The 26,589-nt window shown below is 66.2% G+C and carries 15 protein-coding genes; 6 read left to right on the top strand and 9 right to left on the bottom strand.

Annotation, left to right across the window (positions count from 1 at the left end; all coding sequences use genetic code 11):
• Positions 1-41 precede the first annotated feature (41 nt).
• Entirely contained in the window at positions 42-869 is an 828-nt protein-coding gene (locus tag ABZX12_RS23610; protein ID WP_355696282.1) for a M55 family metallopeptidase, read from the bottom strand.
• Between the two features lie 23 nt (positions 870-892).
• Here ABZX12_RS23610 and ABZX12_RS23605 point away from each other — a divergent pair, with 23 nt between their 5' ends.
• The gene (locus ABZX12_RS23605; RefSeq protein ID WP_355696280.1) at positions 893-1,702 is read left to right on the top strand and encodes an AraC family transcriptional regulator; all 810 of its coding nucleotides are present in this window, start codon (positions 893-895) and stop codon (positions 1,700-1,702) included.
• Here ABZX12_RS23605 and ABZX12_RS23600 read toward each other — a convergent pair.
• The 3 genes from ABZX12_RS23600 to ABZX12_RS23590 all read right to left on the bottom strand — a co-directional run bounded on the left by ABZX12_RS23600 (position 1,674) and on the right by ABZX12_RS23590 (position 6,438).
• A complete protein-coding gene (locus ABZX12_RS23600) occupies positions 1,674-1,904 on the bottom strand; it encodes a hypothetical protein (protein ID WP_355696278.1) in 231 nt (76 codons plus the stop codon). The two genes, ABZX12_RS23605 and ABZX12_RS23600, sit on opposite strands and share 29 nt — an antisense overlap.
• The gene (locus ABZX12_RS23595) at positions 1,905-4,667 is read right to left on the bottom strand and encodes an AAA family ATPase (RefSeq protein ID WP_355696276.1); all 2,763 of its coding nucleotides are present in this window, start codon (positions 4,665-4,667) and stop codon (positions 1,905-1,907) included.
• 238 nt (positions 4,668-4,905) lie between these two features.
• Positions 4,906-6,438 (bottom strand): amino acid permease, encoded by a 1,533-nt coding sequence (locus tag ABZX12_RS23590; RefSeq protein ID WP_355696274.1) that lies wholly within the window; start codon positions 6,436-6,438, stop codon positions 4,906-4,908.
• 170 nt (positions 6,439-6,608) lie between these two features.
• Here ABZX12_RS23590 and ABZX12_RS23585 point away from each other — a divergent pair, with 170 nt between their 5' ends.
• From ABZX12_RS23585 to ABZX12_RS23565, 5 genes are all read left to right on the top strand, one after another.
• The gene (locus ABZX12_RS23585) at positions 6,609-7,949 is read left to right on the top strand and encodes a glutamine synthetase family protein (protein WP_355696273.1); all 1,341 of its coding nucleotides are present in this window, start codon (positions 6,609-6,611) and stop codon (positions 7,947-7,949) included.
• The gene (locus ABZX12_RS23580) at positions 7,930-8,634 is read left to right on the top strand and encodes a gamma-glutamyl-gamma-aminobutyrate hydrolase family protein (RefSeq protein WP_355696271.1); all 705 of its coding nucleotides are present in this window, start codon (positions 7,930-7,932) and stop codon (positions 8,632-8,634) included. Before ABZX12_RS23585 ends, ABZX12_RS23580 begins: the two co-directional genes overlap by 20 nt.
• A 155-nt stretch (positions 8,635-8,789) precedes the next feature.
• Entirely contained in the window at positions 8,790-10,136 is a 1,347-nt protein-coding gene (locus ABZX12_RS23575) for an aldehyde dehydrogenase family protein (protein ID WP_355696269.1), read from the top strand.
• Between the two features lies 1 nt (position 10,137).
• Positions 10,138-10,914 (top strand): 3-oxoacyl-ACP reductase, encoded by a 777-nt coding sequence (locus tag ABZX12_RS23570; protein WP_355696267.1) that lies wholly within the window; start codon positions 10,138-10,140, stop codon positions 10,912-10,914.
• Between the two features lie 358 nt (positions 10,915-11,272).
• On the top strand, positions 11,273-11,992 hold the full coding sequence (locus ABZX12_RS23565; RefSeq protein WP_355696265.1) for an FCD domain-containing protein: 720 nt from the start codon (positions 11,273-11,275) through the stop codon (positions 11,990-11,992).
• 8 nt (positions 11,993-12,000) lie between these two features.
• On the opposite strand, the gene ABZX12_RS23560 is transcribed toward ABZX12_RS23565, so the two are convergent.
• The 5 genes from ABZX12_RS23560 to ABZX12_RS23540 form a co-directional block, all read right to left on the bottom strand.
• Positions 12,001-12,354, bottom strand: a complete 354-nt coding sequence (locus ABZX12_RS23560) for a hypothetical protein (protein ID WP_355696264.1) — start codon at positions 12,352-12,354, stop codon at positions 12,001-12,003.
• A gap of 66 nt (positions 12,355-12,420) precedes the next feature.
• Complete coding sequence (locus ABZX12_RS23555; RefSeq protein ID WP_355696262.1) at positions 12,421-13,077, bottom strand: hypothetical protein; 657 nt, start codon at positions 13,075-13,077, stop codon at positions 12,421-12,423.
• 186 nt (positions 13,078-13,263) lie between these two features.
• Positions 13,264-15,924, bottom strand: a complete 2,661-nt coding sequence (locus tag ABZX12_RS23550; RefSeq protein ID WP_355696260.1) for a S8 family serine peptidase — start codon at positions 15,922-15,924, stop codon at positions 13,264-13,266.
• A 505-nt stretch (positions 15,925-16,429) separates the two neighbouring features.
• Positions 16,430-17,209, bottom strand: coding sequence for a barstar family protein (locus ABZX12_RS23545; RefSeq protein WP_355696259.1), 780 nt, complete (start codon positions 17,207-17,209; stop codon positions 16,430-16,432).
• Between the two features lie 73 nt (positions 17,210-17,282).
• Entirely contained in the window at positions 17,283-26,312 is a 9,030-nt protein-coding gene (locus ABZX12_RS23540; RefSeq protein WP_355696258.1) for a DNRLRE domain-containing protein, read from the bottom strand.
• Between the last annotated feature and the right edge of the window lie 277 nt (positions 26,313-26,589).

Genomic DNA, 26,589 nt, shown 5'->3' with positions numbered 1-26,589 from the left:
TCGTCGAGTCCCCGAAAGCTACCGACGAGCTCCGACAGTTTTCAGCAGTACGGCGGATTCGACGTCACGGCCGTCGCCACCCGCAGGAACACGTTGAAGAGTCGGTAGAGCTGGAGCATGTCGGCTTCGAGGGTCACGGTGCGGTCGTCTTGGCGGGTTACGCCGGGGATGGCGGTGAGGTGGGAGGCTACGGAGGCGGATTGCCAGCGGACGGACAGCGTTCGGGGAGCGGCGGGGCGGGTGGGTGGAGTGAGATTGGCCAGCGCTTCGGTGGTTGTGGACTCGATCGCTTCGCGGGCCTCGGTGACCGGGACCAGTTGGGCGGCGAAGCGGTCCTTGGCGAACTTGACCGGGACGGTCGCCACGGTCGGGTCCCACGCCTTCATCTCGTTGCAGGCGGTGTCGTCGCCGGTCAGGAGGGCGACCGGTACGCCGTACGCCGCGGCGGCCGCGTGGAACAGGCCGATCTCGCCGGTGATCTGGTCGTCGAGCCAGATGTCCTCGATCTCGTGGCCCATGAAGCTGTGGCTGAGCACGCCCAGGACGCCGGCGCGGGCGTGGTACCCGACGCAGAGCGCCGCGTCGTACTCCGGGATCAGGCCCTCCATCATGCCCATCGGCTTCGGGCGGCCCTTGATCAGGCGGGCGCGCGGGTCGAGGAGGTCGGGCAGCAGGTTGCGCATCGGGCCGTGCGCGTCGTTGACCAGTACCTCGGTCGCGCCGGCGGCGTACGCACCGCGGACCGCCGCGTTCACGTCCTCCGTCATCAGGACCCGGGCGCGCTCGTAGTCGCGGCCCGGCGGCTGGACGTCCTCCGCGTCGACGACTCCGGTAACACCTTCCATGTCCGCACTCACGTAGACCTTCACACGCAGCAGCGTATGTTCTGAGTATGAGCGGTCGCGCCGAGGTCCGGGCGTGGCGACCCGGCCTGCCTGGCGTCGTCGAGGTGCTGCACGCCTATTTCCCGTCGCATGCGTACCCGAGCCACACGCACGACGCGTGGACGGTGCTGATCGTCGACGAGGGCGCGGTCCGGTACGACCTCGATCGGCATGAGCACGGGCTCGCGCAGGCACAGGTCTCGCTGTTGCCGCCGCACGTTCCGCACGACGGGCGGTCGGTGTTTCCGGGCGGTTTCCGAAAACGTGTTCTGTACCTGGCGCCGGACCGGCTCGGCGGCACCGACCTGATCGGTGCGGCGGTCGACCAGCCCGAGTACGTCGACGCGCTCCTGCGGCACCGGATCCACCAGTTGCATCGAGTGCTCAGTGACGGACGCGAGGACCTGGAGGCCCAGAGCCGCCTGACGTTGATCGAGGAGCGCATCCAGCAGCACCTCACGCGCCAGGTCGGAGAGCCGGGTAGCGGACGCGTCGGGCCGCTACGGGACGCCGGCGTGGCGGGCCGGCTGCGGGATCTGCTGGACGCCCATGTCGCGGACGGCCTCACGCTGGAGGACGCCGCCCGGATCGTGCATGCGCACCCGGCGCACCTGGTGCGGGCGTTCAGCCGCGAGTTCGGGATGCCGCCGCACCGGTACCTGACCGGGCGGCGGGTCGACCTCGCGCGGCGGTACCTGCTGGACGGGCACCCGGCCGCCGAGGTGGCGACGCTGGCCGGCTTCTACGACCAGTCGCACCTGAACCGGCACTTCAAGAAGGTGCTCGGGGTCACACCGACGAGCTTTGCGGGGCCTTAGCCGCCTTGTAGGCGCGGACACCCCAGGTGCCGAGCAGCGCCGCGATCAGCAGGTTCACGACGATCAGGATCGTGTGCGCGACGTAGTAGCCGGTCGGGCGGTCCTCGGTGTCGACGAGCGCCTTGATGAAGCGCACATAGGTGATGACGTTCCAGGCCGCGATCGCGAGCAGGACAACGGCGTGTTTCCGTTCGAGTTTCACTCAGCCATTCTGACTCGGACGGTCGACCATCCGGAGCAGCTGGGTCCGGTTGGCCACGCCGAAGCGGCGGTACAGGCGGGTCAACTGCGACTCGACTGCCTTCACCGACAGGTACAACGCCGCGGCGATCTCCCGGTTGGTGGAGCCGTCGCGGACCATCGAGACGATCTGCTGCTCGTTGTCGGTCAGCTCCGACGGCTGCCGGCTGCGGCTCGGTACGTCGAGGCGGGCGAGCTCGGTCTCGGCGACCTCGCGCCAGGCGGGTGCGCCGTACGACTCGAACTGCTCGATCGCGTCCAGGAAGGCGGTACGGGCCACCGAGCGGCGCCGCGCCTGCCGCGCGATCCGGCCGCGGGTCAGCTCGCAGCGCGCGAGATCGAGCGGGTAGACCCGGTCTCCCGCCGTACCGACGGCCTTCTCCAGCAGCTCCAGCGCCGCGGCCGGGTCGCCCTGCTTGGCGATCAGCAGCGCCTCGGCGCGATCCAGGCCGAGCTTGACGACGCCGCGGTCCAGGTTCTCGGCGCGGGTGCGGATCTCGGCGATCAGCGTGGCCGCGTCGTCGAGTCGGCCGGCGGCGACCAGGGCCTCGGCGTAGTCGGCGTGCCACGGGATCACCGCCGGGTCCCACGGCATCGCCGCCTCACCCGACTCCGCGATCGCGTCGAACGCCTCCACGGCCCGCTGTGGGTCGCCGGTCAGCACGCCGAGCATCCCGAGACTGGCCAGCGCGGGGCCGGTCCACTCGTCGTTCCCGATCCGGCGGACCTCGTCCAGCGCGGCGTCGGCGAGCTCGCGGCCCATGGCCGCCGTACCGCCCGCCCACTCGGCGCGGCTGGCGATGATCAGACCGACCTCCGCCTCGTCGCCGATGTCGCGCATCAGCTGGTAGCACTCGTGCCCGGCGGCGAGCGCGTCCGCGCCCCGGCCGCTGCGCTCGTAGATCGCCGTCGCCGAGATCAGGACCGAAGCCAGCCAGCGCATCGCGCCGTGGTCGCGGACCTCGTCGGCCAGCGCGGTGATCCCGGTGATCGCCTCGGCCGTCCGGCCGCGGAACAGCTCCTGCATCGCGGCCATCTGGCGCGCGTTCACCGTGGCCTTGGTGAGCGGCAGGCCCTTGGCGAGGTCGGCGGCCTGCTGCAGTACGGCGTCCGCGGACTCTTCGGCGTCCCGGGCGATCAGCACCGAACTGGCGGCGCTGAGCGCGTCGACGATCGCCTCGGTGTCACCGGCCTCGCGCGCCAGCGCCTCGGCGATCCGAGCGTCCTCCTGCGCGTCGTCGAGGCTGCGGTCGAAGTAGTGGCTGTGGCTGCGCTCGATCCGTACCCGGGCCTCGAGCCGCTTGTCCCCCGCGGCCGCCTCGAATGCCTCCGCGAGCAGCTCGACGCGCCGGTCCCGCTCCGGCCAGACGGCGTCCGCGCAGAGCAGCAGCGCCGGCACCTTGATCGCCGGCAGGGTCGCGGTCTGTACGGCGAGACGCGCCATGTCGGCCGACTCCGCCAGATGACCGGCGGCGGCCGCGTCGTCGGCCGCGCGGGTGAGCCGCCGGGCACGCTCGTCCGGCTGCGTGCACGGCGTACGGTCCGCACTCAGACGCCACAGCGTCGCGGCGGCACCGGGCGCTCCACGTCCGGCGGCGACGGTGGCGGCTTCCTCGATCGCCGCAGCCAGTGCCGCGTCGGCCTCCTGGGTGGCGAGGGCGCGGTGGGTCGCGTTCTCGACCGGTTCGTCCACCGCGGCGGCGAGCTGGGCGTGGGCCTGGCGGCGGGCGGCCGACGTGGCCTCGGCGTACACGAACTCGCGGAGCAGCGGATGGGTGAACCGGAGCCGCTCGGCGGAGATGTCGATCAGGCCGAGCGTCTCGGCCTCGGCCAGGTCCGCGTCGATCGGGCGGTCGAGCGACGCCGCGAGCTGGGTCGTGGTCGGGCGCGGCGACGAGGCGGCGTGCAGGAGCAGCTCGTGCGTGCCGGCGGATAGCGTGGCGAGACGTTCGCCGAGCAGGGTCTTCAGGCGGCTGGAGACCGGCAGCGGGTCGTTGGGCGAGACGCTCTTCGGATGCCGCAGTACGGCGCGACCGAGCTCGAGGGCCATGAACGGGTTGCCGGCGCTCGCGGTGAAGATCCGCCGGGCCGTACGAACCGGGAGCGGGCTGGACAGCCGCTGTCGGAGCAGGCCGAGCACGTCGGGCTCGGTGAGCGGCGGAACCTCGAGCTGCAGGACGGGCTCCGGGCACGCGTCGGCCATCACCGGCAGATCGCCGTCGGCGACCTGCTCGGTGGCGAGCAGGTGCACCCCTTCGGTCAGCCGCCGGGCGCAGAACGTGAGCACCTCGAGGCTCGACGGATCCACCCACTGGATGTCGTCGACGACGATCAGCACCGGGCCGGTCGTGGCGAGCCGTCGGAGGACGTGCAGGACGGCCAGGCGCACGGCCAGCTCGTCACGGACCGTGTCCGGCGCGCTCGCCTTCAGCAGCGCCACCTCGAGCGGCTGCCGAAGGTGGTCCGGGAGCACCTGCCAGGCGAAATCGAGCTGGTGGGAGAGCAGGTCGAGGAGCGTAACGTACGGCAGGCCGGCCTCGGCGTTGGACGGTGCCGCGCTGAGGATCCGGCAACCCCGACGAACACGCTCCGCGACCAGCGCCCGGGCCAGGGCCGACTTGCCGATACCGGTCGGGCCGTAGAGCAGCACACTGCCGCTGGTCTCGAGCTGCTTGGTGGCACGCTCGACCAGTCCCTCTCGCCCGACCAGCTCGTCGTCAGTCAATACAACTCCTCGAAGGATTACCTTCGCCGATTATCACAGTCGATCGGTGTTCGACACGGCGAGTGTCACATGAGGAAAGATGCTGGCCACCATCCTGACACCCATTGCTGCCCGGTTCCGAGCAGTCAGCACGGCACGATCGTGCCGGGGCACCGGATGGTCTTTCGACGACTTTGGGCCCCCACCAACCGTTTCACCCCTGCGAGAACGGTTGGTGGGGGCCCAAAGAGCGTGGACGTCAGATGGATTCGAGGTCGCGTTCGATCGCGGCGAGTTCCTCCTCGGTGCCCTGGACCTTGGGGCCGGTGAACCAGCGGCGGGCGGACAGGAACCAGTACGCCGCCGCGAAGCCAAGCACGACGAGGACCGCGACCGGCGTGTAGTTGAACGTGCTACCGGTGACCGGGCTGACCTGCGGCAGCATGAACAGGATCGTGATGAACGCGACCCAGACGATCGCGACGATGCCGATCGGCCGGCTCCAGCGGCCGAGGTTCCACGGGCCCGGCTGGAAGCGGTCACCCTGCAGCAGCCGCAGCAAGGTGGGTAGGACGTAGGCGATGTAGAGGCCGATGACCGCGATCGACGTGACGGCGGCGTACGCGGTGGCGTTCCACAGGTACGGCAGGCCGAGCACGAATGCCCCGCCCGCGGCAAGCCAGATCGCGTTGGTCGGCGTCCGGGTGCGGTGGTTGATCTTGTGCCAGAACTTCGACCCGGGCAGCGCGCCGTCGCGGGAGAACGCGTAGATCATCCGCGAGTTCGCCGTCACCGACGACATCCCGCAGAACAACTGCGCGCCGATCACGACTAGCAGCAGGATCTTCCCGGTGACCATGCCGACCGCGTCGATGAAGATCTGCGCCGGCGGTACGCCGGTGTCGCCGCTGAGCGCGCCGTCGTAGCTCTGGATCGCGAACGTCAGCCCGATCAGCAGCACCCACCCGGCGGCCAGCGACACCAGGATCGACATCACGATCCCGCGCGGGCCCGAGCGGGCCGCGTCGTGCGTCTCCTCGGTCATGTGCGCCGAGGCGTCATACCCGGTAAACGTGTACTGCGCGAGCAGCAGGCCGAGCAGCGCGACGTAAAAGGTGGAGCCCCAGCCGGTGTTGTTGACGAAGTGGCCGAACACGAACGACGCCGACTGGTGCTTGTCCGGGACGAACACGAGCGCGCCGACGATGAACAGCACGCCGACGATGTGCCACCAGACGCTGATGTCGTTGAGCCTGGCGACCAGCTTCACGCCGAACGAGTTCAGCAGTCCGTGCACCAGCAGGATGATCCCGAACAGCAGGATCGTGTGGCCCGGGGTGGCACTGAAGCCGAACTGCAGATCGAGGAACGCGTTCAGGAAGAACGCCGCGCCGAAGTCGATACCGGCCGTCACCGCGACCTGGCCGAGGAAGTTGAACCACCCGGTGAACCAGGACCAGGCGGCGCCGTTCGACGGGGCGAGTTTCGCGGCCCAGTAGTACAGGCCGCCGGCGGTCGGGTAGCTCGAGCAGACCTCCGCCATCGCGAGGCCCACGAACAACGTCATCAGGCCGACGATCGGCCAGCCCCAGACGATCATCACCGGGCCGCCGGTGTTCATCCCGAACCCGTACAGGGTCAGGCAGCCGGACAGGATCGAGATGATCGTGAAGGACACCGCGAAGTTCGAGAACCCGGACATCGTCCGGGACAGCTCCTGCGCGTATCCCAGCTGATGCAGGCGTAACTCGTCGTCGGTCATCGGGGCGGACTCGGTGCGGTCGTTGCTCACTGGGCCTCCTCAGCACTGCGGCTCAATGGTCTCCCCCCAGACCTTTAGCTCATTGAGGCACCGGGTTCCGGACGTGTCAAGGGAAACGGCGCGCATTGACATCGCCGCGTGGGACTGAGTCAATGGTTCAGGGACAGACCAATAGACTCCGGGAGTGTGCCGTGTTGAGCGTGGAGGATTTACGGAGGCTGGTCGACGCCGGTGAGGTCGACACCGTGCTGGTGGCGATCACGGACATGCAGGGGCGCCTTCAAGGAAAACGTTGCGGTGCACGGTATTTCCTGGAGGAGGTGCTGAAGCACGGCACCGAGGGATGCAACTACCTGCTCGCGGTCGACGTCGACATGAACACCGTGGACGGGTACGCGATGTCGTCCTGGGAGCGCGGGTACGGCGACATGGTGATGGCGCCGGACCTCGACACGCTCCGTCTGGTGCCGTGGCTGGAGGGCACCGCACTGGTGCTGTGCGACGTGCAGTGGCTGGATGGTACGCCGGTGATCGCCTCGCCGCGGCAGGTGCTGCGCGCGCAGCTCGACCGGCTGGCCGAGCGCGGCCTGAAGGCGTACGTCGGGACCGAGCTCGAGTTCATCGTCTTCGACGACACGTACGAAACCGCGTGGAACAAGCGGTACCGCGACCTCACGCCGTCCAACCAGTACAACGTCGACTACTCGCTCGTCGGCACGTCCCGGATCGAGCCGCTGCTGCGCGACATCCGCAACGGGATGACCGGCGCCGGCCTGTACGTCGAGTCCGCGAAGGGCGAGTGCAACCTCGGCCAGCACGAAATCGCTTTCCGGTACGACGAGGCGCTGGTCACGTGCGACAACCACTCGATCTACAAGACCGGCGCGAAGGAGATCGCGGCCAAGCACGGCAAGAGCCTGACGTTCATGGCGAAGTACGACGAACGCGAGGGCAACTCGTGCCACATCCACCTGAGCTTCCGGGGTGACGACGGCTCGCCGGTGCTCGCGGGCGACGGTGCTCATGGTTTCTCGCGGTTGATGGAGCATTTCATCGCGGGCCAGCTCGCCTGCTTGTCCGAGTTCACGTATCTGCTGGCGCCGAACATCAACTCCTACAAGCGTTTCGTCCGCGGGAGCTTCGCGCCGACCGCCGTCGCTTGGGGTCTCGACAACCGCACCTGCTCGCTGCGCGTGGTCGGTCACGGCGATTCCCTGCGGGTCGAGAACCGGCTGCCCGGCGGCGACGTGAACCCGTACCTCGCCGTCGCCGCGATCATCGCCTCCGGCCTGCACGGCATCGAGCAGGAGTTGGAACTCGAGCCGCTGCTGGAGGGCAACGCGTACGAGTCCGCCGACAAGGAACACGTCCCAGCCACCCTCCGCGAAGCCGCCGCCCTCTTCACCGGCTCGAAACTCGCCCGCACCGCCTTCGGCGACGAAATGGTCGACCACTACACCAATGCCGCCCGCGTCGAACTCGCCGCCTACGACGCGGCCGTCACCGATTGGGAACGAGTCCGTGGCTTCGAACGCCTCTAGGCCGCGCATCGGCATCACGACGTACCTGGAGCCCGCTTCCTGGGGTATCTGGCAGCGGTCGGCCGCGCTGGTCCCACAGGTGTATCTCGATGCGGTCGTAGCGGCTGGAGGGGTGCCGCTGCTCCTGCCGCCGGTGGGCACCGATCCCTCGGTGCTCGACGTGCTGGACGGTCTGATCATCGCCGGTGGGTGCGATGTCGACCCGTCGTCGTACGCCGCCGTGCCGCATCCGGAAACCGTCGACACCCGCGTCGACCGGGACCAGCACGAAGCCGTCCTGATCCAAGCCGCGCTGGACCGCGACCTGCCGCTGCTCGCGATCTGCCGCGGCCTGCAGATGCTCAACGTGACACTCGGCGGAACGCTGCACCAGCACCTGCCCGACCTCGTCGCCCACGACGAGCACCGGCCGTCGCCTGCAGTCTTCGGTGCTGTCGAGGCGAAGACCGAGCCCGGCACGCTGACCGCGGGCATCCTCGGCGAAAGCGCTCTGGGCAGCTGCTACCACCATCAGGCGATCGACACCGTAGCCTCCGGCCTGAAGGTCACCGCCCGCGCAGACGACGGCACCATCGAGGCAGCCGAGGTGGAAGGCCACACGTTCGCGCTCGGCGTCCAATGGCACCCCGAGGAAACCCCCGACGACCTCCGCCTGTTCACCGCCCTGATCAAGAGCAGCACGTGACATGCCCCCACGTCGCCGGCTGCGACCTCCGCCTGTTCACCGCCTCGACCAGGAGCGGCACGTGACACATCTCCAGATCGCGGCTGTGACCTCCGCCGTTTCCTCGCCCCGGGCGCGCTGCTCGCTCAACTCCCCAGTCCAGGCCGGGAGGCCTCATGACGTATGACGTGATCAACCCAGCCACCGAGAAAGTGATCCGGACGATCTCTCTCGCTTCGGAGGCGGAAGCCGACGCGGCGATCGAACGTGCCGCTCGGGCCTTCGAGACCTGGCGCAACGTGACGCCTGCCGATCGCGGGCGGCTGCTGCGGCGGTTCGCCGACGCAGTGGACGCCGATCTGGAGAATCTGGCCGCGCTGGAGGTCGAGAACGCCGGACACACGATCGGAAACGCCCGCTGGGAAGCCGGAAACGTCCGCGACGTCCTCACGTACTACTCGGCCGCCCCGGAACGCCTTTTCGGAAAGCAGATTCCGGTTGCCGGCGGCATCGACGTCACCTTCCAGGAACCGCTGGGCGTGGTCGGCGTGATCGTTCCGTGGAACTTTCCGATGCCGATCGCGGGCTGGGGCTTCGCGCCCGCGCTGGCGGCCGGAAACACCGTTGTCCTGAAGCCCGCCGAGCTCACACCACTGACCGCTCTGCGCCTCGGCGAACTCGCTTCGGAGGCCGGCCTGCCGCCCGGCGTCCTGGAAGTCGTGCCCGGTAAGGGAACCGTTGTCGGAAACCGTTTCGTCACGCATTCCGCGGTCCGGAAAATCGTCTTCACCGGCTCCACCACGGTCGGCAAGCAGATCATGGCCGGCTGCGCGGACCAGGTGAAGCGCCTGACGCTCGAGCTGGGCGGCAAGTCCGCGAACATCGTCTTCGCCGACGCCGACCTCGAGAAGGCGGCCGCCCAAGCGCCGTACGGCGTGTTCGACAACGCCGGTCAGGACTGCTGTGCACGCAGCAGGATCCTCGTCGAGCGGTCGGCGTACGACCGGTTCCTGGAGCTGCTCGAGCCCGCCGTGAAGCGCTTCAGGGTTGGCGATCCAAGCGATCCGGCGACCGAGATGGGACCGCTGATCTCGGCCGGGCAGCTGGAGCGCGTCGCGTCGTACGTCGAGAACCCCGCGTTTCAGGGGACGGCGCCGGGCGGGCCTGGGTACTGGTTCCCGCCCACCGTCCTGGCACCGGCTTCCGAACGCGCTGTCCGCGAGGAGATCTTCGGGCCGGTGGTCGCGGTGATCCCGTTCGAGGACGAGGCGGACGCGCTGCGGATCGCGAACGACAGCGAGTACGGCCTGTCCGGCTCGATCTGGACCCGTGACGTCGGGCGCGCGCTCCGGGTCGGCCGCGGCGTTGAGGCCGGAAACCTGTCGATCAACTCGAACTCGTCGGTTCGCTACTCGACACCGTTCGGCGGTTACAAGCAGTCCGGCCTCGGCCGGGAGCTCGGAGCGGACGCGCTGGCCGCGTTCACCGAGACCAAGAACATCTTCATCAGCACGGAGGACTGAGATGGACGTCAAGGCACACCGGCTCGAAGGCAGGGTCGCTGTCGTCACGGGTGGGGCGAGCGGCATCGGCCTGGCCACGGTACGGCGGCTCGCGGCGGAGGGCGCGCACGTCGTGATCGGCGACCTCGACCCGGCTGCGGGGAAGGACGCGGCGGACGAGATCGGCGGGTTGTTCGTGCCGACCGACGTCACCGACCCGGCCGCGGTCGACAACCTGTTCAAGCAGGCCTTCGACACGTACGGCGCGGTCGACATCGCGTTCAACAACGCGGGCATCTCGCCGCCCGACGACGCGTCCATCCTGGACACCGGCCTGGACGCGTGGCGCAAGGTCCAGGAGGTCAACCTGACCTCGGTCTACCTCTGCTGCAAAGCCGCCATCCCCTACATGCAACGCCAGGGCCGCGGCTCCATCATCAACACAGCGTCCTTCGTCGCGATCATGGGCGCAGCAACCTCCCAGATCTCCTACTCCGCCTCCAAGGGCGGTGTCCTCGCCATGAGCCGCGAACTGGGCGTCGAATTCGCCCGCCAGGGCATCCGCGTCAACGCCCTCTGCCCCGGCCCGGTCAACACTCCCCTCCTCACCGAACTCTTCGCCAAAGACCCCGAACGAGCCCAACGCCGCCTCGTCCACGTCCCCATGGGCCGCTTCGGCGAACCAGAGGAGATCGCCGCCGCGGTCGCCTTCCTTGCCAGCGACGACTCCTCCTTCATCACCGCCAACACCTTCCTGGTCGACGGCGGCATCTCCGGCGCCTACGTAACCCCGGCCTGAACCCGGCGGCCGGCATCTGGTGGGTAGGCGTCCGAAAGTCAGGGTTGGCAGCCGTTATGCCGATGGCCAACCCTGCATCTCGGACGTCCACCCAGGAGACCGGGGGACGGCGTACCGCGCAGTCCGGCATCTCCGACACCTACGTGACCCCGATCTACGGCCGGCGGCCGGCATCTGGTGGGCAGGCGTCTGAGAGTCAGGGTCGGCGACCGATATCCCGGTCGCCAACCCCGCATCTGCGACGTCTACCCAGCAAACGGGGGACGGCGTACGCCGCGGTCCCCACATCTCCGGCGGTGCAGCCGTCGCAAGGTTGACGGTTCCGGGCTCAGGCGGGGTTCAGCCGTAGGCTGGAGGCATGGTCGTTCAGGCAGATGACGCGGTGTTCCGGCCCGTGCGGGCCGGGAACCCGTTCGAGGAGACGGTCGAGCGGTTGCTGCAGGCAATCAAGCTCGGCGTCGTCGTGCCCGGCGACCGCCTCCCGCCCGAGCGCGAACTCGCCGCCCGCCTGAACGTCAGCCGAGTCACCCTCCGCGAGGCCATCCACGCCCTCACCGAAGCCGGCTACGTGGAGTCCCGCCGCGGCCGGTACGGCGGCACGTTCGTCAACGAGCACCTCCCCAAACCCCGCCGTACGACGGCCAAACGCCTCGCCCGCGACCTGGCCGCCGGCCTGGACGACGCCCTGACCCTCCGCCAAGTCCTGGAAACCGGCGCCGCCGAAGCCGCCGCCGCCCGCGCCCTGACGCCCGCCGAGCGAGACCACCTACAACGCTGCCTGACCGACACAAACGCCGCCACCCTCACGGACTACCGCCGCCTGGACTCGCGCCTACACCTAGCCATAGCCGAGGTGACGGGCTCTCCATCCCTAACCTCCGCAATGGCCGACGTCCGCATGCGCCTCAACGAACTCCTGGACGCCATCCCCCTTCTGGAACCCAACCTCCAACACTCCAATCAACAACACGAGGCGATAGTCACCGCAATCCTCACCAACGACCCCGAAGCCGCCCGCCGCTCCATGCAAGAACACCTATCCGGCACTGAAGCCCTACTCCGAGCCTTCCTCGGCTGACAGCCCCTTTACGCGGGCTCGCACGGCCGGCGACAGACCTCGGAACTCGCCATGTCCCGCAGAAGCTCTTGGACGGTTTCACGCTCGAAGCATTCCCGGTCGGACATCTCGATTGCCCACGGTGCGGCGAGTTGCATCCAGTACGAACGACCGGACCTCCACGCCGATGCGACCGTCAACTCGAGGAGCCTCTCGGGAGTCGAGATTCCACCCCCGCGGAGATCCGGCCAGTGACCGGCAATCTCGGCCAAGACACTGGAGAGATCCCGCTCGAGGTAGGGCCACATCGGGACGAACCCGGACCCGACAAGCGAAGCCCGACCCTCCGACTCAACCCCGACCCCGATCAGTCCGTCGGACATGATCCCGATCCATGCTCCGTCGCCTCGATAGACGACGGGCTTCCAACTGGTCATCCCGACCCCAGCTCAGACAGCGAGGATGGCCTGGGTCATCAGTTCGTTGCGGGCGTCCTGGCCCGTTGGGACGGTGGTGTGAACGCCTTCGCGGAGGTACTGGGACATCTTCGACGGCTGGGTTGCCAGGAATTCGGCCCAGCGGACGATGCGGAGGTTGGCGTACTTCTTGTCGGCGTCGTGGATCTGGGAGTTGATCCAGGCGCTGTTGCGCTGGTCGGCGACCTGGATGGCGGCGGACTTGGCGGTGCGGGAGATCTGGGTGTTGACCCAGATCACGGTGCGGTTCGAGCCGACGATCTTCATCGTGCGGTCCACCTGAGCGGCGAACACCGGCGGGTTGAAGATGTCGTTGGTTCCGGTCGCCATCAGGATCCGCCGCGGCAGGCCGTACTTGATCGCCCAGTTCTCGAGCGCGTCGACGGCGGGCCTGGTCGGCCGCCCCGACCAGTTGTGGACCGCGAGGCTGATGCCGCGGTTCAGGAGTTTTGTGGCCAACGCCTTGCCGTCCTGGACGGCGATGCTGTCGCCGAACATGAACACGCCGTCGTGGTCACGGACATAGGTGATCGTCGCCGTCGTCGAGATCGAGCGGCTGAGAATCGTCCAGTCCCCCAGCTCACCGGAGCCGTAGAGGTCGGCGGCGCTGGCCGACTCCGCTGTCGCCACCCCCGCAACCGCTGCCGCAGCCCCCGCCATCAAGACTTGCCGACGGTTTGGTTTCAGTCTCTTCAAGTTCCCCACAGAGAGGAACTGTGGGCTATACCAATCGGTACGCGCAAGTAGGGCTATTCGAACGTTATATCCGCACGGTGCGGATTGCAGCTTGTTGCAATCCGCACCGGCTGATCCGTCTCAGCTGACGGTCAGAATCTTGTTCGCCGAGAACGCCTGGGCATGGTCGGCGTCGGCCGGGAACCACACCCGGTAGACGATCTGGCCGCGCACGGCCGGCTTGATGCCGAACGCGTACGCGCCCGTGGTGCTCAGCTTGACCGAGGCGATCGACTTCCACGCCCGGTTCGAATACTGCTGCAGGTAGACCAGTTTCCCGTAGTGCGCGGGAGCGACGTACCCGCTGAACTTGGTCACCCCTCCCAGCCGGATGGTTGCCGGTGACAAGGTCGCCGAGATCGTCGGCGCGACCTGCACCGTGAGGTCGACGCTCCGGGTGCCCATCAGGTCCGTGTTGCCGGGGAACGTCATCATGAACACCGACGACACCAGTGGCTTGTACGCGTAGCTGACTGTGCCGGTCGAGGACGTCTTCAGCGCCGCGAGCAGCTTGAACGTCGTCGAGTTCTTCGGCCGTACGTACAGGTTGACCGGCAGCCCGGCGTACACCTTGTTGTCGATCCGCAGCGTGCTCCCGCTCACCGTGATCGTGCCACCGTAGTTCACGAGCGCCGCGGTCGCGCCGATCGTGGTCTTCATCCCCAGCAGCTGGCTGACCGCGACCGGGCTCACCTTCCCGCCGCGGTCCTTGACCCAGGCGGCATAGGTGTACGTCGTGCCTTGCGCGAGGCCGGTGTTCTTCACGCCGGTCGCCGTGCCCGCGTAGACCAGCGTGCCGGTGGTCAGCGTCGGGACCTGGCTGCCCGCGTTCCGCCGAACGACCACCTCGTCCAGATCGGGGAGCGCTGGGATCTGCCAGGTGAGGTTGGCGGCGAGATAGGCGCCTGCGGCGTCGAAGGTCAGCTTCGGCGGCGCCATATCCAGCGTCGAGAACACGCTGCTGAACGGCGCCAGATCCGTCCCACCGGCCTCCTCGACGCCCTTGACGACGATCCGGTACGGGGTGTTGTCCAGGAGCGGGCTGGTCGGTGTGAGGACCGCCTGCTTGGTCTCGGCGTCGTACGTGACGCTGGCGGCGACCGTCGTACCCGTCCTGCCGTGCACGAGGCGGACTGTCGTCGAGTTCACGCTGGTGGCAACGACCGCGCGGGCGAACGTGACGGCCGGGTGAGTGTCCAGCGCCTGCCCGCTCGCCAGGTCAGGCGGCTGGACCTCCCGCACGGGGTAGTCGGCGGTCGGGTTCGTACCGCCTGCGCCGGTCTCCTCGACGGTGAGCTCGTACGGCCGGGTGTCGCGGGAGCCGTTGGCGTTGCGTACGGCGATGAACGTGCTGCCGGTGCCCACGCTGACCTCGGCCGTTGCCGTCAGCGGACCCCACGTTCCGTTGGCGGGGAAGGGGTTCTCGGCGGAGCTCAGTGACTTCAGATCGGTGTCGTAGACGTCGATCCGCGGACCGAAGTTGACCGTGTACTTGTCGCCGTTGAACTCGGGGCCGGTCAGCGTGACCTTGAGGTTGCGGGGCGCCGCCGACACCACCTCGTACCAGTCGGTCTCGCCCTCGGTGCTGATCGTCGTACTGATCTCGTCGGACAGCGGGATCGCGCGCTCAGGGGTGTCGTTGAGGTCGATCGAGTTCATCGGGAAGTCCGGGGCCCAGCGGCCGCCGAGCGCGGCGTACGCGTCGAGGATGCCGGCGCCGTAGTACGGGTCGTTCCCGCGCGGACCGGCGTCGCGGGCAACCGACTTGAGCTTGGCCTCGACCTGCGCCGGGGTGAGCGTCGGGTACTTGTTCTTCACCAGCGCGGCCACGCTGGCGACGATCGGTGCTGAGCAGGAGGTGCCGCTGCAGTAGGCGTACTGGCTCGAGGTTCGAAGGTTGGTGCTGACGACGTCCCAGCCCGGCGCGGCGACGTCGACCCAGTCGCCGTACGAACTGAAGTCGGTAAGGACACCGCCGGCGTTGGTGGCGCCAACCGCGATGACCTCCGGGTAGGCCGCCGGGTACTGCAGCACGGCGCTGCCGTCGTTGCCGGCAGCCGCGACCACGACGACGCCCTTGGCGATGGCCCGCTTGATCGCGTCGCGCAGCACGGGGTTGTCGCCCGGGCTCGCGAGCGAAAGGTTCAGGACGGTCGCGCCGTGCATGATCGCCCAGTCGATGCCTTCGACGATGTCGAGATCGTTGGCGATCCCATTGGCCCCGGCGACCTTCACCGGCATCGCCTTCGCGCTCCAGCCGACACTCGCGACGCCGACGCCGTTGTTGGTGTTCGCGGCGATGATCCCGGTCACCATCGTCCCGTGCCCGTTGTCGTCCACCGGGTTCGGCCGGGTGGTCGAGGTCGCGTTGTACCCGGCGACGAGCCGACCTGCCAGATCCGGATGGCCGGCGTCGACGCCCGTGTCGAGCACCGCGACGAGCTGGCTGCCGGTCGACTTCGACACATCCCAGGCCTGCGGGACCCGGACCGTGTTGAGGTAGGCCTGCTGAAGCGAGCCGTAGTACGGATCATTCGGCACGGCCGCGACCCGTCTGTTGTAGCTCAACGAGGCCAACTCAACCGCCGGATCAGCCTTCACCTTCTTCAGCAGCTCAGGGGCGGCCAACTTGCCCTTCAGCTTGACAATGTCGTCACCGGCCTCGTCCGCCGCAGTCGCCCCAACCTTCGAGGCAGCAGCCCGACGTGCCGACGCGGTGGCCTTCTCCTTGAACTTGACCATCACAGCGTTGGGCTCGAACTCAGGCTTGCCCGTGTCGTGCCGCGAAAACGCCGCCCGCTGCAGGCCAGGCTCAGCCGCGGATCCTGAGGACCCACTCAACGCCACCAAAGACCCAGCCACCAACACAGCCGGGAGCCCACACCGCACCAACTCACCAGCACGCACGAACCCAACACCCCCACCAGATCCCGGAATCACAGTCGCCCGGAGTATGACAGAGGTCTACTCCGGATCGCGCTCCAACCCAGATGCCAAAAGCTGCGAATATTGCTCTTGCACTGTCCGCCACCACCCAGTGACTCGATCGGGTCACTGCTGAGTGGAACTGGCGTTCGCAAAGTCGGGGCTGAGTCCGGAGCCTGTGCCGAATAGCACGGCGGCGTATTCGCCGTTCAAGGCCGAGATATCTGACAGGATCGCCACGTCCGAACCATCCCCGAACACCTCCCGGTGACGCCTCGGCGGGCTTGATATCTGCACTGGAGACGCCACAATCCGCTCGCCACTATCTGATCGCGACACCCACGCCGAATTCACTCATGACATCTAAAACAGATTCCACTAACGCAGCACCCATTCTCTTCTGCGCATCGAGAGAATATTGCCATACCAACTCGAACGGAGCACCCTCACCTCGAGAAAATGCAAGGCATTCGGCAAGTGCGTCAAGATTGGATCCGAAGTATCCGCCCGGGCCATTAATTGATTCCCCGAGCGCGCAATAGAAGCTACTTTCGCCAAATATCTCCCTTCCGTCGATCACGGCAATTTCCGTGGCCCCGTACTTTTTTGCCGCGTGTCCTGTCTCAAACCAGGAGTTCTGAACGACATGGAGCCAGTCACCATGCGATTCCATCGGATATTCAGCCCATTCCCCCTTGGAGATAGGAACCCCCGAAGCCCACCGGCGCCAAATACTGCCCGCCGTAGGGTACGGACAGGTAAGGCCATAGAAGCTCGCAACGAACCCACTCGAGCCTCCGACGTCTCTGACCTCGAATGCGGACCGCAGCATTACGCGTCCGATGTAGTACGAGCCAATCGCCTCGCCAGCCGAGTTGACCACACGCAATTCCATATCGGAAAGATCCTTCCCGATATGAACAGACTCTCGCGCCACACCGAATATTATGACGTCCTCTGGTACCGCGTCATTCGAACCGACAAAGAACCCATCGATTTCCTGCGCCGCAACAATTACTCTTCCAGAGCCCTCTTCAACAAGGTGGTACAACGGAACAGTGGAGTTTCCTCGACTCATCTCAAGCCTCTCTGCTGCCGACACCCAGATCCTAAACGGAGAATCCAAGGAACCATTCACTCCCCTTATGAGTCTCCGTCGTATTCGCTTCTATCCACTACCACCCAGCGTCAGGGAAGTGAGGCGCACTGAAGGGATTAATCGTGCTGTAGTGGTCGGTCGTCCATCCCATGACCGTCCGGCCATCGGGCAGGGTCTTCATTAGAATACGTGAACTGTCACCCTGAGTGCCCGGCACCCGAAATTCCAGTGCTCCAGCCCAGCGCCTCTCGTGAGGCCGCCGCCCTTCAAAAACCTTTTGTAGTCCGGTAGCGGGATCAGTCTGTGGCTCACCTCTCCCTGCCCTGATTGCGTCGTACGCAGAGACGAACTTCCGCGACAATCCCTGCGGGAGCGGATCTGACAATTTCCCGCTGCGGCAGTCGACGTTGTGAACGAGGACCGGCATCTCCCCCGCGAGCACATAGTACGTGTGGAGGTCATCGACGGTCACGTTGTAGGCGGTCGCCACACGTTGTGAGGCGTGGCGGATGCCCTTGACGCGAACCTGGCGGCCGTCGGGCGTCAGAAGCTCATCGCCTGCGTCCAGTTGGTCGGCTTGTTGGAACTCGAGGTCAGTCGCATTCCAGAACGGGTGGTCCTCAGTTGTTGTCAGCGCACCGCTGTCCGTCTCGAGGACGAGCAGGGTGTCGGTGTGGATCCAAAGATGGGTGACTTTTCGCGGGCCGCGTTCACCGGTCTCGGGGTCGGTGGCCAGAACCTCGTCGCCGACCTTCACCTGGGAGATGGGCTTGCGTGTACCGTCGCCCATCTCAACCAATGTTTCGCCACTGAAGCTACGGAAACAACCACCACCTGTGGCACGACTGCCGGTCGGCATCTCCGGCCCGCCGCTGAGGCGAGCACCTCCGCCGTCATGGCCAAGGGGCACTCCCATGGTGCCAGTCGGGGTGTAGGGACCGCATCGGATTCCTGGCTGCTGACACAGTTCCTCGCCGAAGCGTCTGGAGAACACCGTGTCGGACCAGGCGCAAAGCGTGTCCTTGCCGCCTTCGACTTTCCAGGTGTCCAAGTTGTTGCAGCCGACTATCGCCTCATGCCCTTGGCCGCCTTCGTCACCGATGAGTTTCGACTTTGTCGCTTCGTATGCCGGCTTGAAGTCGCTGGTGTCCTGCGCGGTCACCTCGCGGCCGCCGATGGTGATGACCACAGGGTCAGGCGCGCGGCCTCCGCCCGAGGCCAGCGACTCGTTGATGTGGCCGCCGTTCTCGATGCGGCTGATGGGGTTGCCGCCGCCGAACATGTACCTGTTCGCGTTCCACGGGTCGGTGCCAAGCGCGATGTCTTGCAAGGCGCCGTTGAACATGTCGCGGGTGAGGAAGCGGTTCAGGCCGGGGTTGTACTCGCGGAAGCCCATGTCGTACGTGCCGGTGGCGCCGTCGTAGCGGCTGGAGTTGAAGCGGTACGGGTTGACAATATCGGCGTTTGCGGCTGGGTCGTTGTCCTTGATCTCATCGTCGCCGGTGGTACCGATCTTGTCCGGTTGGCCGTAGGCGGTGTAGCGGTATGTCGACGTGGTGGCGCCGGTGGTGGCGTCGGTCAACGTTTCGACGTCGCCGTGGGGGTTGGTGCCGTAGAACGACTTCTTCGAGGTGGTGCCGTTGACTGGGGAGTCGATCAGGGACAGGTTCTCGCCGCCGGCTCCATAGGCGTACGACTTGGAAGTCTTCCAGATGCCGTTGCTGTCCTTCTCCTCCTCGATTGCTACCTGGTCGGCTAGGCCGACGAAGGTGTAGCGGGTGGAGATTGACGCTGCTGCGCCGACCTTTTCGGACTGGTTGGTGACGCGGTCGAAGGCGTCGTAGGTCTGGTTGCGGGTGTAGGTCGGGTTGCCGGCGGTGTCGAACTTCTGTTGGCGGACCAGGCGGTCGTAGCCGTCGTAGGCACTCTGCTCCACGACCTGCGTGCCGGCATCCACTGTGGCGGAGCGGCCGAACGGGTCGTAACGGTAGTTGAGGGTCGTGCCGCCGACGGTCTTGACCAGCCGGTTGCGGTCGTAGGTCATCGTCGACGTCGTCGCGCCGATGACCTGCTCGATGGTGTTTCCGGCCGCGTCGTACTCGTACGACTCGCTGTCACCCTTCTCCACGCCGGTCTTGGTCACCGTGGCCAGTTGTCGGGACGGGGTGTAGGTGTACTTCGAGGCCTGATCCAAGTAGACCGACGAATTCGCCTTCAGAACCTTCTCGACGTCCAAAGAGCGGTCACCGTCGGCGTTGTAGTACAGCGAATGCGACGAGACCAGTTGGCCGAGCTTGGTCTTCTCGGTCTGGATCCGGGGCAGGCCGTCCTCGTGATAGGTGAAGGTCGCGAGGTTCCCGTTCGGCTTCGTGATCGTGGACTGCAGGCCACGCCCGTCGTAGGTGTAGGACCACGTGTCGAGCGGCCCGGCCGGCGACGCACCCGCCTTGACCGTGGCGACCAGGTTCCGGACATCCCACGTGTAGCCGGTGTATCGCCCCACCGCGGGGGTCCCGGTGCTCGTGTCCGCGTCGCGCTGGGCGTTGGTCGACAACACATTGGAGTCGAGGTCGTAGGTGTAGTCAGTCGTCGACTTCCTCGTGCCGGCCTTCAATTCCTGCACCTGCGTCGTACGGCCCAGACCGTCGGAGGTGACCTTGAAGGTGTCGGCCGGGGCGTTCGGATTGGTGTCCTTGACCTCGGTCTGCTGGCTGTTCAGGTCGTAGGTGTAGGTGAACGACCGGGTCTCGGCCGGACTGGTAGAGACCAGCTTGATGGCGTCCGCGCTCACGACGCCGGTCGCCGAGGGCTTCAGCGTGATCGTCTTCGCGACACCGTTCGGGAACGAGTAGTTGCCCAGGTTGATCCACGGTGTGGCCGCAGTGCAAGCCTTTTGATCGACCGTCTTCGTGGCCGCGCCGTCGGAGTGGTTGATCGTGTACGTCGCGGCCGTCGTCGCACCCGTGGCGACCGGGCAGGACGCGTACACGTCGAACGCTCCCGCCACATCGGGCAATACCCGCCAGTTGAACGTGTCGTTGGCCTCCGGCGTACCAACCGCCGCAGCCGCGTGGGTGCGGTAGTTGGCGCCCTGCGTGTTCGTGCCACCAGACACGGTCGCCCACGTACCGGTCGAGGTTGCCTGCCAGGTGTCGGCGTTGTCGACGATGTCGACCGGCTGCTGCGCGGCGGTGTCGGAACGAGCCTGCAACGCACCGTCGGCGTAGTAGGCCCAGGCCTGGGCCCGCTTCGCGTCGTCACCTGGCACAGTCAGCGTGCGGTCGGTCTGCTGACCCAGCTGGTTGTAGCCGTAGGTCGCCGTGATCTGCCACGGATCCGTTGAGGTCTTGATGTCGCCGGAACCGTAATAGGTGAAGTTCGTCCACTGCGCGGCCGGCGGCGCCGTCGCCGTGAATGTCGGCTCGGACTGCGCCTTGATCTCACCGGTCGGGTAGTACTGGATGAACGTGCTCGAGGGCGCCTTGTACGACGACGTCGTCGCCGGGTCGAACGCAGACTTGTTCTGGATCGGCCGGTTGTTCTTGTCGTAGACGGTTTCCGAGTACAGCTCGGGCCGGGTCGGATCGTCAACATCTGCCGGCCGGGTCTGGCGTGTGACGTTGCCGACCTGGTCGTAGGTCAGTTTCGTGACACGCTGCTTCTGGTGTCCGCCGATCGGCGTGTGCGGCACCGACACCTCGATCGGCTGGCCGGCCTCGTCGTACTTGGTCGTCTTCGTGTTACCGGTTTGGTTGACCTCCGACGTGACCAGCCCGTCAGCGTCGTACACCGTCTTGGAGGTGTAACCCGCGGCGTCGGTGACAGCGGTCGGGCGATGGTTCAGGTCATAGACCGTCTGGGTCGTGTAGTCGGTCGCCGGCGACGCGTTCCGCAGCGGATCGAGCACGGCTGTCTGATTGCCGACCTCGTCGTACTCGAAGGTAGTAGTCGGGTTCTGCGCAACCCCAGCTGAGTCGATGAACGGGGTCTCGACCTTCAGCACCTGGCCGATCGGGTCGTAGGTGTACTTGGTGACGAAGTCGTTCGGGTCGGTCGTGGTCGCGACACCCTTCGGCGCGGTCTCGGTGACCTTCCTGCCAAGTACGTCGTAGGTGTAGGCGAGTTGCCGGCCGGTCGTGTTGTTGTCCGGCAGTGTCTTGGTCAACAAGTTGTCTGCGGCATCGAACGTCGACACTGACTGCGCCCCGTTCGGCGCGGTCTGCTTCGTGACGTTGTCGTTCAGGTCGTAGTCGGTCGCCGACGTCCGCACCACCGCGCCGTCGTATGGCTTGGTGATCTTGGTCGGCCGGCCGAACGTGTCATACTCCGAAATGGTCTCCCGCTGGTACACCGTGCCCACCAAGTCCTCGGCGACGCGGGTCACGTTGCCGCGGGCGTCGTAGGTGAACGCCGTCGGGTTGAGTAACGGATCGGTGATCTTGGTCGGATAGCCGCTCGCATCGTACGTGTTGTACTCGGTCACGTTGCCCCGCGCGTCGGTGGCCGTCGCGAGTGTCCCGTCTTCGTTGTAGGTGTACGTCGGCCCGAACCCGAGGCCGTTCATCACCGTCTTGACGTTGCCGTTCGCGTCATAGGTGAACGTGTTCATGCGGCCGGCGGCGCTCTTCTTCGATGTCAGTACAGACATGGGCGCGCCGGTCGCGCCGCTGATCAACGGCTCATAGGTCAGCACGACACCGGGAAGACCGTTCTTGACTGCCATCGCATCTTTCACGACAAGCGGATAGCCGGTCGTCGGGTCGTACTCCCACGTCGACACCGCGCCGTTCGGCTCCTGCAACCGGATCACGTTGTGGTCCTTGTCCCAGGCAAGCAACGTTGCCTTCGGGGCAGCGACGGCGTTCTGGATCGCATCCACGATGCTCGTCGTGCGGCCGAACACATCCACCTTGTACGTCGTCACCGACGGTGTAGCACCATTCACATCGGTGACGGTCGCCACGACATCTTTGGCCGGTGAGACATTCGGATCGGTATAGGAGAAAGTCGTGTCATTGCCACGGCGATCGGTGTACCGCTTGGCGCAGCCGGTGCACTTAGAGTTTTCTGTCGCCGTGTAGTACTCGATCTTGGTGTCCGCCCCTGTCTGAGCGTTGCGTGGGTCCTTGATCGAGCTCAACTTGCCGTTCGTGTTCGTCGACGTGTAGCCGAATTGAAAGGTCTTGATCGCCGCGTCCGCATCGAACGCCTCGGTCAGCGGGTTGAACGGGCCCCCGTCCTCCAGCTTGACCAGTTGCTTCGAGTTGTAGCTGAACTTGAGCGCTCGTCCCGAGATGTCACGAATCCAGCTGACCAGCCCGGAGCCGGTGTCGTAATCCAGCGTCAGGACTGCCCGTCCGAGCGAATCGCGGACGGAAGTCAGCTTGCCCGCGGTGTACTGGTACGACATCGTGTTGCCGTTGCGATCAACGACCGAGGTCTGCAGCTTGGTGCTCTCGTCGAAGTAGAAGCGGGTGCCGTCTGGACGACTGAAGACAAACTCGTGAGCGGTGACATCATGCTTCAGCTCCAGGGCGACACCTGCCGGACGGGTGTAGGTGATCTCCTGAGCGCTGGACGTGTCGACTCTGTAGTAGTGCGTCGTACCGTCGCCGTCGATGAACGAGACCACGTTGTTGCTGTCGACTGAAAGACCTGCACCCAGCCGTGTCAATGTGGCCGCCTGCACAGAGACCCCGTAGCCGGACACCGAATCGCCGTCCTGGCTGTTGTACGCCAGCCTGACGAATGCCGACGGACCGATCGACGGGTTCGACATGGCGTCGTACGACCATACGACGTTTCCGTTGTACAGGTTCGTGAGAACCTGCGACCCGCCTCCGGTCTCCTCGCCGGCGTACGACAAGAACTTCTCGAGACCGAGCCGGTCCGACGTCGGGTCTTCGACGTAGCGGTCGACACACATCAGCCCCGAGATGACGACAGCGCATCCCTGGCTCGGTGCGATTTGATTCGTTGAGGGCCGGTGGTTCTTCGAATACCAGTCGCCGCCTGTCCACAGGTCCAGATACAAGTCGTAGGCCTGCCGCTTTGCGCCGCTGTCGGAGTTGATCGGAGCAACGACCTCCAACTGCAGCACCATTGACTCTCCGGGTGCCAGTGCCCGGCCCAGGGGAGCAAACCGCCGCTCGCTCGACACCGTAATGTCGTCCCAGTTCGGGATCTCGCTAGGCGGAGCCCACCGATACGACAGCTGAGCATCCGCAGGCCACACCTCGTTGGACGTGTTGGACACCGTTACCGAAGTAGTGACATCGGAGTTCGGGTCGAACCGCTCAGGAATCTCGTCAGCTTCGTAGGTGTCGGTGTTGTTCTTCGCCAGGTACTCGATCCACAACCGCGGACGGAGCAGCGTGTCCGGGGACTCGCCGTTCGTGATGCTCACCAATTGCTGGCCCGTCGCGTCCGGTGACTCGTTCTCGGTCTTCAGTAACAGACCGTGGTTGCTGGCCGGGTCGTCGACCCAGGACTGCAGTCTCGTGACCAGATTCGAGGTGATCGCGGTTGACGCGAACTTCAAGCGCTGCGCGTTGCCGTCAGGACGGACCGACCCCAGCGGCTTGGTGGAGTCGTAGTCGCCGCCTGGCGTGGTCCAGTTGATCGTCGACTCGGATCTGTTCCACGTCGCCTGGTCCTCCTTGAACGGCCGGGTCAACGCATACAGCTCGAAGTTGGCCCGACCGCTGCCGGAGCCGTAGTTCGAAAAGAGCTCCACACGAGCGTCGGTGACCTTCGTGCCTTGCTTGATCGCGCGCGTGTCGAACGCGAACACGCCGCGCTCGACCCCGTACGTCGGGTGGTTGTTGCCTACCTGCACCCAGTACCGCGTGTTCGGGGCCTGGGCAGTGCCGCCATCCGGACGCTGCAGGTTGACCGTCGGCAGGGTCTTGCTCAGGGTGGTGTCGGAAATGTCGCCACCGAACGAGCGCATGATCCGGCCCTCGCGCGGCGTCGTCACGGTCTGCACGTTGGACGCGGCCTTGCCGTTGAACGTGCCGTCACCCACCGTCCGCGCCACGACCCAATAGCTGTACGTCGCCGACTCGGATGCGCTCGACGGCTTCGCAGTCGTGTCGGTGAACGACCTCACCTCGGGCGGGACGGTTCCGACCAATGTCAGCGCCGTCGAGGCCGTTGTCGAGAAATAGTCACCGACCGGCGCCGTGCAACCGCCGACCGGCAGGATGCGGCAACCGCGGAAGATCTGGTATTCGACCAGGTCGTCATCGTCGGCCGGCGTCGGATCGTCGTACTTGCTCCACGACAGTTCTGCACCCGAAGCATTGATCGTCGACGGCGCGTTCAGCGTGACACCGGGTTCGTCGTAGGTGACGACCAGATTCGGCCGGGCCGCCGTCTCTCCGCCGAGAGCGTCTTCGCTCGCGGTGTAGTACAGGCCACCGATCGGCGGCGCCGTGATGTCGTCGGCCAGTTTCAGCATCACGCCGTTGTTGGGTACCTCGTTCTTCACCCACTGCTGCACGAGCGAACCGAGCGCGAACGAATGCCAACCATCACGGTCGCCCGCGGCCTTCGTCTGTGTCGAGAACTCCGTCCAGCGCACCGCATCCGCGATCGGCGTGGTCATTGCCGAGGTGTCGCGCTGGATCACCACCCGCGCTGTCTTGCCGGGCTCCGTGTGGACCAGGTTCTGCGGGTTCAACGGCGCCCAACCACCCGACGCCGAACCGACCGTCTGATTCCAGGTCGTTGCGAAGGCGGGCGCCGGAGAACCGGTGATCCAGACTGCCGGCTTGCCACGATAGGAAGCCGCGAAGTAGTAGCCCTCGACCAGATAGTCACCAGCGCTGGGCACCCGCGCATCCCAGGTAAATCTGTCTGCCGTTGTACCGCTCGGCGCAAAGGAGAATGAGCCACCGATAGCGGCGGCGTTGTCGTACTCCTTCCACGCACCCTCGTACGACGTCGACGCCAGATCCTGGTCGTCCACAACCACCCGGTTGTCGGCATACGCCGGGTCCCACGCGGCGTTCATCGACGCCCACGTCGCGGTCGACTCCGACCAGTCCTGTGTCGCCCGGACCGCAACGAAGGTCGGTGTTGTCGTGTCCGAGCCGAACGAGGCTCCGTAGTGCACGTTGAGATCAGCTGAGCGGATCGTCGTACCTGTAGGGATCATCGACGTGTCGAACTTCAGCAGACCGCGCCACGTGTTGTGGCTCGCGTCGTCACCGACAAGCACGGTCGGGTTCGAGCCGTACGGTGTGGTCGCGTTCGCCTGCGAGATCGACGTGTCCTGAGCGGCGTCCGGGTCCGGCACGACGACGATCGTCGGGTCGACGACGATCGGGTAGACCCGCTCCTTCGCGGCCAGCCAGGACCGGTCCGGCTTCAATGTCACGAGGGTCTTGCCACCCTGCTGGCTGATTGTCTGGGTGATCTTGTCCGAGTAGCCCGGTTGGCCAAGCTGGTTTTGTGCCGAGGAGTCGAACATGTTCGGCGCCGGGATGACGTACTTCGGGCGCTCGTCGTCGTTCTTCTTGAAGAAGCCGATCGACCCATCCGGCTGCGTCTTCGCGGTCAGGCCGCTGGTGTGCAGCTCGAACGTGTACTCGTCCGCGGCATCGGCGGGAGCCGTCAGTAGGACGGCTTCCTTCACACCGGTGCGCGAGACGTAGTACCGGACGTCCGCCGTACCGAATACGTCGGGAAAAGCCACCGACGAGTCCTTCATCACCGGCGTCAGTGCCCGCTTCTCACCCGCTGCGCCCAGACCGATCGAAGAACCGTCGGCCTCGAACGTCAGCAGCCGATCGCTCGACTTGCCGAACCGGGTGCGGAAGTTGTTCTTCGCGTTCTCGAAGGAATCGTCACCCGTGCCGGCCGTAACCTTGGTGTCGATGTCCTGCCATTTGCCCTTGGAATCCTTGTAGTGCACGGGTTCCGTCGACAGCTCGACCTGCGTCGTCCCGTCCGACATCCGGTAGCTCGTGGACGACGCGGTACGCCGCTCCTCGAGCTCCCGCACGCGGGTCGGCTTTCCAGCCGCCGCGGCGGTGGTCGACGCGTTCACCACACGCGCGGGCGCGGGCGGCGCCAGCGGACCGAGCGGGGGACGAACCACCTGCGGTACGGCGGCCTGCGCAGCCTGTTGTGGGTGCGCAAGTGCAGTGGCGGGAATCCCGAGTGAGGCGGGGAGGGACAGTAATAGGGCAGACGTCAGCAGAACGCGGGCGCGGCGCATCCAGACTCCAACAGGGGAAGGGGCGGAGATACCAGCGCGGCCCCCGCGGCACCGGTAGAGACGGGCAATTTGTATCCCGCGAACACCCGCCGCGACAACCCCATTGCACGTTGTTGCAGACGACACGCGGGGTCCCGGCGCAGCCATCCCCGACGTG

It is taken from the genome of Kribbella sp. NPDC003505 (genome assembly GCF_040610875.1).
Classification (GTDB): domain Bacteria; phylum Actinomycetota; class Actinomycetes; order Propionibacteriales; family Kribbellaceae; genus Kribbella.
The sequence above is the reverse complement of the archived record's forward strand: the minus strand, read 5'-3'. Positions and strand labels throughout refer to the sequence as shown.

What these genes read in the sequence shown, in the direction of transcription:
- ABZX12_RS23570 (WP_355696267.1), top strand. Translation starts at nt 10,138, where the DNA reads ATGGACGTCAAGGCACACCGGCTCGAAGGCAGGGTCGCTGTCGTCACG.
- ABZX12_RS23560 (WP_355696264.1), bottom strand. Translation starts at nt 12,354, where the DNA reads ATGTCCGACGGACTGATCGGGGTCGGGGTTGAGTCGGAGGGTCGGGCT.
- ABZX12_RS23575 (WP_355696269.1), top strand. Translation starts at nt 8,790, where the DNA reads ATGACGTATGACGTGATCAACCCAGCCACCGAGAAAGTGATCCGGACG.
- ABZX12_RS23550 (WP_355696260.1), bottom strand. Translation starts at nt 15,924, where the DNA reads ATGGTCAAGTTCAAGGAGAAGGCCACCGCGTCGGCACGTCGGGCTGCT.
- ABZX12_RS23565 (WP_355696265.1), top strand. Translation starts at nt 11,273, where the DNA reads ATGGTCGTTCAGGCAGATGACGCGGTGTTCCGGCCCGTGCGGGCCGGG.
- ABZX12_RS23605 (WP_355696280.1), top strand. Translation starts at nt 893, where the DNA reads ATGAGCGGTCGCGCCGAGGTCCGGGCGTGGCGACCCGGCCTGCCTGGC.